13 protein-coding genes and 1 pseudogene are annotated in these 9,645 nt (G+C 65.9%); 2 read left to right on the forward strand and 12 right to left on the reverse strand.

Features of this window, described 5'->3' with window-relative positions; genetic code table 11:
• Positions 1–467: pseudogene (locus AC0QTX_RS26630) on the forward strand (GTP 3',8-cyclase MoaA family protein); the annotation flags it as partial.
• Positions 468–490: 23 nt separating this feature from the next.
• On the opposite strand, the gene AC0QTX_RS26635 reads toward AC0QTX_RS26630, so the two are convergent.
• Together AC0QTX_RS26635 and AC0QTX_RS26640 are read right to left on the reverse strand one after the other, a co-directional pair.
• Positions 491–1,042 (reverse strand): Spy/CpxP family protein refolding chaperone, encoded by a 552-nt coding sequence (locus AC0QTX_RS26635; RefSeq protein ID WP_474606809.1) that lies wholly within the window; start codon positions 1,040–1,042, stop codon positions 491–493.
• A gap of 47 nt (positions 1,043–1,089) precedes the next feature.
• Positions 1,090–1,221, reverse strand: coding sequence for a hypothetical protein (locus AC0QTX_RS26640; RefSeq protein ID WP_474606810.1), 132 nt, complete (start codon positions 1,219–1,221; stop codon positions 1,090–1,092).
• 186 nt (positions 1,222–1,407) lie between these two features.
• Between AC0QTX_RS26640 and AC0QTX_RS26645 the strand changes: the two genes are divergently transcribed.
• Positions 1,408–2,148: an oxygen-binding di-iron domain-containing protein gene (locus AC0QTX_RS26645; protein WP_474606811.1), complete on the forward strand. Its 741-nt coding sequence runs from the start codon at positions 1,408–1,410 to the stop codon at positions 2,146–2,148.
• Positions 2,149–2,151: 3 nt separating this feature from the next.
• On the opposite strand, the gene AC0QTX_RS26650 is transcribed toward AC0QTX_RS26645, so the two are convergent.
• From AC0QTX_RS26650 to AC0QTX_RS26695, 10 genes are all read right to left on the reverse strand, one after another.
• Positions 2,152–3,342, reverse strand: a complete 1,191-nt coding sequence (locus AC0QTX_RS26650) for an MFS transporter (protein WP_474606812.1) — start codon at positions 3,340–3,342, stop codon at positions 2,152–2,154.
• 51 nt (positions 3,343–3,393) lie between these two features.
• Positions 3,394–4,836: an NAD(P)-binding domain-containing protein gene (locus AC0QTX_RS26655; protein ID WP_474606813.1), complete on the reverse strand. Its 1,443-nt coding sequence runs from the start codon at positions 4,834–4,836 to the stop codon at positions 3,394–3,396.
• Positions 4,837–4,857: 21 nt separating this feature from the next.
• Positions 4,858–5,112 carry a DUF1127 domain-containing protein gene (locus tag AC0QTX_RS26660; protein WP_474606814.1) on the reverse strand — a complete coding sequence of 85 codons (255 nt, stop codon included), beginning with the start codon at positions 5,110–5,112 and terminating at the stop codon, positions 4,858–4,860.
• A gap of 53 nt (positions 5,113–5,165) precedes the next feature.
• On the reverse strand, positions 5,166–5,483 hold the full coding sequence (locus AC0QTX_RS26665; protein WP_474606815.1) for an ArsR/SmtB family transcription factor: 318 nt from the start codon (positions 5,481–5,483) through the stop codon (positions 5,166–5,168).
• Positions 5,484–5,698: 215 nt separating this feature from the next.
• Entirely contained in the window at positions 5,699–6,238 is a 540-nt protein-coding gene (mog, locus tag AC0QTX_RS26670; RefSeq protein WP_474606816.1) for a molybdopterin adenylyltransferase, read from the reverse strand.
• Between the two features lie 109 nt (positions 6,239–6,347).
• Positions 6,348–7,082: an arsenical resistance protein ArsH gene (gene arsH, locus AC0QTX_RS26675; protein WP_474606817.1), complete on the reverse strand. Its 735-nt coding sequence runs from the start codon at positions 7,080–7,082 to the stop codon at positions 6,348–6,350.
• Entirely contained in the window at positions 7,075–8,154 is a 1,080-nt protein-coding gene (gene arsB, locus AC0QTX_RS26680; RefSeq protein ID WP_474606818.1) for an ACR3 family arsenite efflux transporter, read from the reverse strand. The genes arsH and arsB overlap by 8 nt, the downstream gene beginning before the upstream one ends.
• Positions 8,155–8,164: 10 nt before the next feature.
• On the reverse strand, positions 8,165–8,590 hold the full coding sequence (gene arsC / locus AC0QTX_RS26685; RefSeq protein WP_474606819.1) for an arsenate reductase (glutaredoxin): 426 nt from the start codon (positions 8,588–8,590) through the stop codon (positions 8,165–8,167).
• A gap of 9 nt (positions 8,591–8,599) precedes the next feature.
• The gene (locus tag AC0QTX_RS26690) at positions 8,600–9,142 is read right to left on the reverse strand and encodes an arsenate reductase ArsC (protein ID WP_474606820.1); all 543 of its coding nucleotides are present in this window, start codon (positions 9,140–9,142) and stop codon (positions 8,600–8,602) included.
• Positions 9,135–9,491: an ArsR/SmtB family transcription factor gene (locus AC0QTX_RS26695; RefSeq protein ID WP_474606821.1), complete on the reverse strand. Its 357-nt coding sequence runs from the start codon at positions 9,489–9,491 to the stop codon at positions 9,135–9,137. Before AC0QTX_RS26695 ends, AC0QTX_RS26690 begins: the two co-directional genes overlap by 8 nt.
• Positions 9,492–9,645: the final 154 nt, after the last annotated feature.

Genomic DNA, 9,645 nt, shown 5'->3' on the forward strand with positions numbered 1-9,645 from the left:
CGCCTCCCTCAAGTGGTGCTCTTCAACACCTCCACTTTGGCACACCAAGGCCGTTGGGGGGCGTCCACCCCATCAGAACCCCATTCCTGCCCCTCTCCATCGTGCGGGCACGCCTGTCGGACCGCCATACGCTTGATGACCTCGACGAGCGAAGCGGCGGCCCCGCACGCTACGTCCGGGTCAAGGAAACGGGCGGGACACTAGGGTTCATCACGCCGATGACCCATAACTTTTGCGAGAGCTGAAACCGGGTGCGGCTGACCTGCACAGGCCAGCTCTTCATGTGCCTCGGCCAGGAGGATGCTGCCGATCTTCGGACGCCGCTGCGGGTCTCGGAAGGGAACGAGGGCCTGGAACAGACCATCATCGAGGCCATCAGCCGCAAGCCCAAGGGCCACGACTTCATCATTGATCGCCGCCACGATCGTCCGGCGGTCGGACGCCATATGAGCTTGACGGGCGGCTGAGATGCCGCCTTCCGTTGACAGCCCTATTGGTGCCCCTGGTGGCCATGTCCATGACCGCCCGATGCCTGGTAGCCCCGCAATTCGCTGTACCGCCGGCCCTGCTCAGGGGTGAGAACGTCAAGCGTCGAGAGGTGATAACGCAGATGAGCGAGCCGCAGGGCAGCCTGCGTCGCACCAATCTGCGCCGTGGCCGATTGAAGGCTCGCGGGCGTTACCGACTTGGTGGCGAACTGACGGTCGAGATCAGTCTCCTGCGTGATCAGGCGCTCGCCCAATGGAATGGCCTCGGCCTGCATAGCGGCATGGAGCTCCTGCACGCGGGTGCGCTGGTCCTTGGTCAGCCGGAGCTGGTCGCCCAGTTCGAGGACATGGACAGGGCCGGGGTATCCGTTGAGTTCGGCTGACAGCGCGAGACCCATGCCGCGTCCGGCACGCAGATCGGCGATCTGCTGGTTTGACAGCGCCTTCACGGTCCGGTGTTCCAAGCCTGCATAAGGTGAGGCGGGCGCATGTTGGGCATGGGCTGAACCCACGGCAGCAAGAAATGCAAGGAGCACGAGAGTTTGGCGGGGCATCGACGGTCTCCAGGTGAGCAGGGCAGGGATGTTCATGCAATCCGTGTTCACAGAGGCATAGCGGCGATATAGATGGCCAGCATCAGCAGGATGCATACTCCCGCGGTGCCGACCAGCCATGGGGCGAGCTGGTTCCTGTAGTGCTCTTCCAGGCGTCTTTGGTGCTTGCGGCGGGACATCGTCGGCTTCCTTCCCGTGGAATGGCGCATGGTGCCGTGTCGGCCGGATCATACCCTGTCGTTGGCTGCGCCACGACTCAAAACGAGTGCAGTCGCAAGGTGGCTGGAGCCGAAAGGGCCTGCCGCATTTCCGGACCGAACCCGGGTTCTAATCGTTGGCGGCGGAGCAAACCAAGGAGCAAGCCGATGGAAACCCGCATCGATGAGATCGGCGATCGCATCTATCGCCTCTCGACCTACGTGCCGGATATCGTGCCGCCGGCCGGCTTTACCTTCAATCAGTTCCTCGTCCTCGGGGACGAGCCGCTGCTGTTCCCCGCCGGGTTCCGCAAGATGTTCCCACTGGTATCGGAAGCCGTGTCCCGGCTCATGCCCATCCAGGATCTGCGCTGGATCACGTTCGGCCACTATGAGGCTGACGAGTGCGGCGCCATGAACGAATGGCTGGCTGTCGCCCCGAACGCGGAGGTAGCGCATGGGACGACGGGGTGCCTGGTGTCGCTGAACGACATGGCCGACCGGCCGCCGCGCATTCTCGCGAACGGCGAGGTGATCGACCTTGGCGGCAAGCGGATCCGCTATATCGACACGCCCCATGTGCCGCACGGCTGGGATGCCGGGGTGATCTACGAGGAGACCAGCCAGACGCTGTTCTGCGGCGATCTCCTCACGCATCTCGGCAACGGTCCAGCACTCACCGAGAGCGACATCGTGGGGCCTGCTCTTGCGGCTGAGGACATCTTCTACGATACGAGCCTTGGGCCGAGCATCGCACCGACGGTTCATCGGCTGGCGGATCTCGCCCCGCGCACCCTGGCCCTGATGCACGGCTCCTCGTTCAACGGTGATGCGGTCACGGCCCTGCACGATCTGGCCAGTGCCTATGACAAGCGCCTGAGGGCCGCGATGCCTGAGGTGTCGGCCTGAACATCAGCCCCTGCGCGCGGTCAGCCACAGCAGGCCGACGAGACCGAGGTTCAGGCAAGCCAGCCCAGCGAGAAGGCGGAGCGCCGCGTCCGTGCCGCCCCATTCGGTCAGGATCGCTCCGATCGATGGCGACAGGGCCTGGGCAAGTAGGCTCGGCATGGCCAGCTTGCCCATGAGCGACGCGTAGCCGAACGGACCGAATAGGGCGAGAGGGAGCGTGCCCTTCGCAATGGAACCGATCCCGTTCCCGGCGCCATAGAGCGCCAGCGCCAGGGCGAGGATCGGGAAGCCCACGACCAGAAGGATCACTCCGGCCGCGACTAGGGCAACGGAAGCCACCATGGTCCAGATCGGGTGGTAGTGACGTCCGAACGCCATCTCCACGTTCCGCGCGCCGACCTGCGACGGGCCAACCAGCGCTCCGAGGGCAACGGCTGCTGCGAGTTCCAGTCCGCGGGCTTGCAGGAAGGTGAGCAGATGGACCCCGATCATCGAGGCGGTCACCGCCCCAAGGGTCAGAACGGTGGCGAGCAGGAGGAATGCCCGGTTGCGTCTGGATCCGATCAGCGTCTGCGGGGCGGGCCCTTCAGGGCTGTCTCCGGACGGCTTGGCATCCGGCCTGACCGTACTGACGCCGGGCAGGACGAAGGCGTGCAGCGGCAGCGAGATGAGGATCTGGATCGCGGCGTAAACCGCGCAGGCGTCGCGCCAGCCGAAGTGCTCGACAAGCCAGGCGCTCAATGGCCAGCAGACCGTACTGGCAAAGCCGCCCCACAGGGTCAGGGTGGTGATCGCGCGTCGGGCGTCCTTTCCGTACAGGCGTCCCAGCGTGGCAAAGGCGGCATCGTAGAGGCCAGCACCCATGCTGACGCCCATGAGCAGCCAAGCCATCAGGTAGACGGGGAGGCTGTGGGCCAAGGCCAGGGTGGCGAGACCCGATCCAAGGAGGATTGAGCTGGCGGTGAGGACCGGACGCCCACCCTTCGCATCTATGGTGCGCCCGACCTTCAGTGACACCAGGCCGGCGGCGAGGAGGCCGAGCGACAGTCCGCCCACGACCCAGCCGAGCGACCATCCGGTGTCGGCGACGATCGGCTTGGCGAGCACCGCCGGCAGGTAGAAGGAGCATCCCCAGGCGAGGCTCTGGGTAATCCCGAGGGTGGCAATGACCACCCCCGGGCTTGGCTTCGGCATGGCAGGATCACCTGCCAGGAATTCGGTTGCGGGGTTCGACACCTGCGGATCTCAGCAGCAGCCTGCGGGTTCCGCAACCTTCTCCGATGCCTTGCGGCCGGATACATCCGCGGAGCCGCAGCCACAGCCGTCCTTGCCATCTGCCTTGGCAACTGCGTCTGTGACGCAGCACGCGTCGACGTCCACCGGAGCCGGACCGCCGCAGCAGCCGGACGATGCCGCCGCGGCAGGGACAAAGTTGGTCGAGCATACGCCCGTCTCCGGCAGCACGAGATGAATGTCGTCCGCCGCCGCAAGATCCCCGGCGATGGCCGCCACGACCGAGCGCACCTGCTCGTAGCCGGTCAGCATCAGGAAGGTCGGCGCGCGCCCGTAGCTCTTGATCCCCACGGTGTAGAAGCCCGGCTCGAGATGGGCGAGCTCGCGGTGGCCGTGCGGCGGGACGGACCCGCAGGAGTGCAGGTTTGGGTCGATCAGGGGACCGAGTGCTTTCGAGCTTTCCAGCCACGGGTCAAGGTCAAGGCGCAGTTCCCGCGTGAGGTTCAGGTCCGGGCGCTGTCCGGTCGTGACCACGATCCGGTCGACGGGGCCCGCCTCGCGGACGCCGTCCGCGGTCTCGCCCTCGAGGATGACTTGGTCGCCGACGGCCTTGACGCGGACCACGGAGAAGCCAGCGACCAGTGTGATCCGTTCACTGTCAACGAGGGCCTTGAGCCTGGAGCCGAGCTCGCCCCTTGCTGGGAGCTGGTCGGCGCGCCCGCCGCCGTAGACCCGCATCAGGTTGGCCCCGCGGGTCACCCACACGATCGACGTCGCGGGATTGCGCTCTGCCAGCTTGGCCAGGTCGATGAGGACGTTGGCGGCCGAGTGCCCGGCGCCGACCACAAGGATTGCCTTACCTTCGTAGGCGGCGCGGTCGCGCCCGAGCACGTCCGGGATGCCGTAGGCGATGCGGTCCGCGTTCTCCGCCTCGCCCTCTGCGAGGATGCCACCCGCGCCCAAAGGATTTGGAGCCGTCCACGTCCCGGAGGCGTCGATCACGGCGCGGGCGAGGTCGCGCCGGATCGTGCCGTCGCCGCTCGAGACGGCGAGCACGAAGGGCTTGGTCTCGCGGCCCTTGCTGAGCACCTTGTCGGCGCCCTGCCGGGTGATCGCCTTCACCTTGGCACGGGTCTCGATCACCGCCGCCATCTCCGGCGTTTCGGCGAGCGGCTTGAGGTAGGCCTCGTACAGGTCCGATCCCGTCGGCATGGCCTTGCCGGGCGGCTCGTGCCAGCCATGGGACTGGAGCAGGGCGCGGGCGGCCGCGTCGGTGTTGTACTCCCATGGCGAGAACAGGCGGACGTGGCCCCAGTCGCGTACGTTGGCAGCGACCGTGGATCCGGCTTCGTAGACCCTCACGGGCAGGCCACGCCGGATCAAGTGGGCCGCGGCGGCCAGGCCGACCGGGCCTGCGCCAATGACGGCAACGGGAAGGTTTTCGAGCGCAGTCATGGAAAATCTCCTTGTGAAGGATCAGCAGCAGGAGGCGGGACGGGGGGCGAAGCCGTCGCGCACGCGCTCGACGAAGACGCGTCCGTGGCAGCACAGGACCTTGAGCATCCGGGAGGGGTCGCGGTGGCGGGGCTGGGCCAAGGCGGCGCGGATGTCCGCCCGCTGGAGGCCGATATCGCGCAGGAGATGGTCGTCCAGTTCGCTAAGGGCGACGACCTGCCGGCGGTTGTGGGCCGCACGAGCGAGGCGGAGGAGGGTGGGGAGGAAGCCTGTCATCTGCATCTCCTTGCATATTTCCGGTATCATGGAAATAATGTACAAAAAATATATCAGGCGGCGTTCTCCGCCTGGGTCGAGCATCCGGCATCGGCGCAGCACTCGTCGGCCAGGAAGCCGATCAGACCGTTCATCGCCGGGTAGCTGGCCCGGCAGATCAGGGTCGTGGCCTGCCGCTCCTGCGTGACCAGCCCAGTCAGAAGGAGCCGCTGGAGGTGGTGCGACAGCGTCGATCCCGGAATGCCGAGGCGCTCCTGGATCTGCCCTACGGGTAGGCCCCCTTCGCCTGCACGGACGAGGGTGCGGTAGACCTGGAGCCGGCTGACGTGTCCGAGCGCTTCGAGCTGCTTGGCTGCTTGTTCGATGTTCATAGAAATAATCTGAACCTGAACTCAGTCGATGTCAAACGGTATTTCCAAAAATTTCGAATAATGCGACGATGATTTCGCTTAAGGGCTTCCTGCCGTTCGCGGATGAGCGGCCCCGGGATGGTACTCACCGACCAGCATCAGGGACGCCGAACCCGGCCTGACGCCGTACCTGCCTAAGGGGTTGAGCGGCAGGGAATGCTTGCGGCGGTCCTGCCTCAGGTCGGCCGGAACGCCTGAACGACGGCCGGGTCGGTTTCGATTCGCGCTGCTCCGATCAGATCGAGGCAGTACGGGATGGCCGGGAAAACGGCGAGCAAGCTCACCCGGATCGAGGACGGCTTGCCGGGGCAGTTGACGATCAGCGCCTTGCCCCGGATCCCGGCAGTCTGTCGCGAAAGGATCGCGGTCGGCACCTGCTCCAGGCTCTTCCGGCGAAGAAGCTCCCCGAAGCCTGGCATCATCTTCTCGCAGGCCGCCTCGGTGCCCTCAGGGGTCAGGTCGCGCGGTGCCGGCCCCGTGCCGCCGGTCGTCAACACGAGGTCACATCCAGCCTGGTCGACGAGATTGACCAGGGCGTCGCGCACGCTCTCCAGACCATCGGGCACGATGCGAGCCACGGCCTCCCCCCGTGAGGACGAGATTTCCTCGAGCGTCGCCTGAATTGCCGGGCCACTCTCATCCTTGTAAAGTCCGGCACTCGCCCGATCCGACACGGTCAGGATGCCGATCCTTGCGGGACGTTCGGACTCAGTCACTGCGTGGGCCCTTTCTGACCGCGGCTTTCCAGAAGCCGTATGCTCCATGACGCCATCGACCGTGAGAGGCACCTGCCAGGGAGTCAGGCACATGGTCTCGAGGTGATGCCTACTCGGCTGCCTTGATCTCGTGGCTCATGGCGGCTGCTGCAAGACGCTTGGCTTCTTTCTCGGCCGTGTCCTTGCGCTCGCTGTAGCGGTCGGTGAGATAGTCGGAGCGGTCGCGGGTCAGCAGCGTGAACTTCACCAGCTCCTCCATTACATCCACGACGCGGTCATAGTAGGAGGACGGCTTCATCCGCCCGGCCTCGTCGAACTCCTGGAAGGCCTTGGCGACCGAGGACTGGTTCGGGATCGTCACCATCCGCATCCAGCGCCCGAGCACGCGCAGTTGGTTGACCGCATTGAAGGACTGCGAGCCGCCGCAGACCTGCATGACGGCGAGCGTGCGCCCCTGCGTCGGCCGCACCGAACCCGTCGCGAGCGGGATCCAGTCGATCTGGGCCTTCATCACCGCGCTCATGGCGCCGTGCCGCTCCGGGCTGCACCAGACCTGGCCCTCGGACCAGAGCGACAGCTCCCGCAGCTCCTGCACCTTGGGATGGTCGCTGGCGGTGGCATCCGGCAGCGCCAGGCCATGCGGATCAAAGACACGGGTCTCGGCGCCGAAGTGCCGAAGCAGGCGCTCGGCCTCGAGCGTGAGGAAGCGGCTGTAGGAGCGTTCCCGCAACGAGCCGTAGAGCAGGAGTATGCGGGGAGGGTGCGTCGACAGCTTCCCCGGCTCCAGCCTGCCGAAGTCGGGTACGTCGAGGACCGAGAAGTCGATGTTGGGGAGGTCACTCACCGGGCTGGACTCCCCGCTTAGGGCTAGCCGCGGGCAGCCTGTGCCGCACGGCACCGCGCTCGTACCAGCCCTGGCTGCGGTTCACGATCCAGACGACCGAGAGCATCACGGGCACCTCGATCAGCACGCCGACGACCGTGGACAGCGCCGCGCCCGAGTTGAACCCGAACAGGCTGACGGCGGCGGCCACGGCCAACTCGAAGAAGTTGCTGGCACCGATCAACGCCGAGGGGCCGGCGACGCAGTGCTGTTCGCCCGCAACCCGGTTGAGCAGATAGGCCAGTCCCGAATTGAAGTAGACCTGGATCAGGATCGGCACCGCCAGCATGGCGATGATTAGCGGCTGCGCAAGGATTTGCTCGCCCTGGAAGCCGAACAGCAGAACCAGGGTGGCGAGCAAGGACACCAGGGACAGCGGCTGCAAGACCCGGAGCAATCCGGTCAGGGACGCCTCGCCACCGTCTGCCAACAGCCGCGAGCGCAGGAACTGTGCCAGCACCACCGGGATGATGATGTAGAGCACGACCGAGAGCAGGAGCGTGTCCCACGGCACGGTGATTGCGGACAGGCCGAGCAGCAACCCGACGATGGGTGCGAACGCCACCACCATGATGACGTCGTTGAGGGCAACCTGGCTGAGCGTGAAATGCGGCTCGCCCTTGGTCAGGTGGCTCCACACGAACACCATCGCCGTGCAGGGCGCGGCCGCCAGTATGATCAGGCCGGCGATGTAGGAGTTGATCTGATCGGCGGGCAGGTAGGGCTTGAACACGTAGCCGATGAAAAGCCAGCCGAGCGCCGCCATGGAGAACGGCTTCACCGCCCAGTTGATGAACAGCGTCACGCCTATGCCGCGCCAGTGCTCGCGCACCCGCCCGAGCGAGGCGAAGTCGATCTTGATCAGCATCGGGATGACCATGAGCCAGATCAGCGCCGCCACGGGCAGGTTGACCTTGGCGACCTCAAGGGCACCCACGGCCTGAAAGATCCCGGGGAGGAGGTGGCCGAGCGCGATGCCGGCCACGATGCACAAGGCGACCCAGAGGGTCAGGTAGCGTTCGAACACGGACATGTGGAATCCTTCAGGCGGTGGCCGCGCGGCGCCCGGACGCATCGACGACGATCCCGCCGTCCTCCTTGCGGAACTCGCCTTGCTGCGGCGGCAGGAGGTCGAGAACCTCCTCAGACGGACGGCACAGGCGCACGCCCTTGGGCGTCACCACGATGGGTCGGTTGATCAGGATCGGGTGAGCCATCATGGCATCGAGAAGCTGGTCGTCCGTTAGAGACGGATCGTCGAGGCCGAATTCCTTGTAGGGCGTGCCCTTCTCCCGGATGACGTCGCGGACGGAGACGCCCATGCGGTCGATGAGGTGGCGCAGCAGGAGCCGGGTCGGCGGGGTCTTTAGGTACTCGATGACGTGCGGCTCGATCCCCGCGTTGCGGATCAGGCCGAGCGTGTTGCGGGACGTGCCGCAATCCGGGTTGTGGTAGATGATGACGTCCATGGAAAAGCCTCAGGCTTGGCGGCGGTCGAAGGGAAGCACAGTGCCCGAGGTTGCGCCCTCGAGGCGGCCGATCTCGCTCAGGCGATGGTTCAGCGCGACCTGGTCGAGACTCGCCATCGGCAGCGCCAGGAAGGCGGAGATCCGGTTCTTCAGGTATTTGGCGGCCTGGACGAACGCCCGTTCCTTCTCGATGTCGGTGCCCTCGGCCGCGGCAGGATCCTCGATGCCCCAATGAGCGGTTGCCGGATGGCCCAGCCACACCGGGCAGGCCTCGCCCGCGGCGCTGTCGCAGACGGTGAAGATGAAGTCCATCTCAGGCGCATCCGATCCTGCGAACTCATCCCAGCTCTTGGAGCGGAAGCCGTCGGTCGGGTAGCCGAGGCTGTCGAGCACCTTGAGCGCGAACGGGTTAACCGTGCCCTTCGGCTGGCTGCCTGCGGAGAACGCGTTGAAGCGGCCCGCACCGTCCTTGCGCAGGATACCTTCGGCCGGAACCGAGCGGGCGGTGTTGCCCGTGCACAGGAACAGCACGTTATAGGGACGGTCAGCCATCGAGGGTCTCCTTCGGGGAACAGCAGGGGGCGAGGGCGTCGATCAAGGGAGCGCACACGCCGGGGTGGCCGCCGCAGCAGTCCTTGAGCAGGAAGGTCACGACCTCGCGAAGCCGATCAAGGTCGGCGCGGTAGATGATCGAGCGGCTCCGGCGCTCGGAGCGGACGAGACCCGCCCGGGAGAGGATGCCGAGATGGCTCGACATAGTGTTGTGCGGGACCGCCAGCTCCCGCGCGATGTCGCCCGCCGGGAGACCGTCAGGCTCGTGCCTCACCAGCAGACGGAAGACGTCGAGGCGGGTCGGCTGGGCAAGTGCCGCAAGAGCAAGAATGACGTTCTCTGATTCCATTTGTCGAGACTTATGGAATAAACTCGAGAATTGCAAGCGTAGCGTCGCTTGGTGCGGCCTCTTGTAAGGACCGCTTCTGGCAGATTGCGTTGACAAAGTCGGCATCGAGACGGGCTGGGACAGCGCTGAAGCTTGCTTTATTGAGGTCAGGTCT

The sequence above is a fragment of the Microvirga sp. jy35 genome, assembly GCF_056148915.1.

What these genes read in the sequence shown, in the direction of transcription:
- AC0QTX_RS26635 (WP_474606809.1), bottom strand. Translation starts at nt 1,042, where the DNA reads ATGCCCCGCCAAACTCTCGTGCTCCTTGCATTTCTTGCTGCCGTGGGT.
- AC0QTX_RS26640 (WP_474606810.1), bottom strand. Translation starts at nt 1,221, where the DNA reads ATGTCCCGCCGCAAGCACCAAAGACGCCTGGAAGAGCACTACAGGAAC.
- AC0QTX_RS26645 (WP_474606811.1), top strand. Translation starts at nt 1,408, where the DNA reads ATGGAAACCCGCATCGATGAGATCGGCGATCGCATCTATCGCCTCTCG.
- AC0QTX_RS26650 (WP_474606812.1), bottom strand. Translation starts at nt 3,342, where the DNA reads ATGCCGAAGCCAAGCCCGGGGGTGGTCATTGCCACCCTCGGGATTACC.
- AC0QTX_RS26655 (WP_474606813.1), bottom strand. Translation starts at nt 4,836, where the DNA reads ATGACTGCGCTCGAAAACCTTCCCGTTGCCGTCATTGGCGCAGGCCCG.
- AC0QTX_RS26660 (WP_474606814.1), bottom strand. Translation starts at nt 5,112, where the DNA reads ATGACAGGCTTCCTCCCCACCCTCCTCCGCCTCGCTCGTGCGGCCCAC.
- AC0QTX_RS26665 (WP_474606815.1), bottom strand. Translation starts at nt 5,483, where the DNA reads ATGAACATCGAACAAGCAGCCAAGCAGCTCGAAGCGCTCGGACACGTC.
- arsB (WP_474606818.1), bottom strand. Translation starts at nt 8,154, where the DNA reads ATGTCCGTGTTCGAACGCTACCTGACCCTCTGGGTCGCCTTGTGCATC.
- arsC (WP_474606819.1), bottom strand. Translation starts at nt 8,590, where the DNA reads ATGGACGTCATCATCTACCACAACCCGGATTGCGGCACGTCCCGCAAC.
- AC0QTX_RS26690 (WP_474606820.1), bottom strand. Translation starts at nt 9,142, where the DNA reads ATGGCTGACCGTCCCTATAACGTGCTGTTCCTGTGCACGGGCAACACC.
- AC0QTX_RS26695 (WP_474606821.1), bottom strand. Translation starts at nt 9,491, where the DNA reads ATGGAATCAGAGAACGTCATTCTTGCTCTTGCGGCACTTGCCCAGCCG.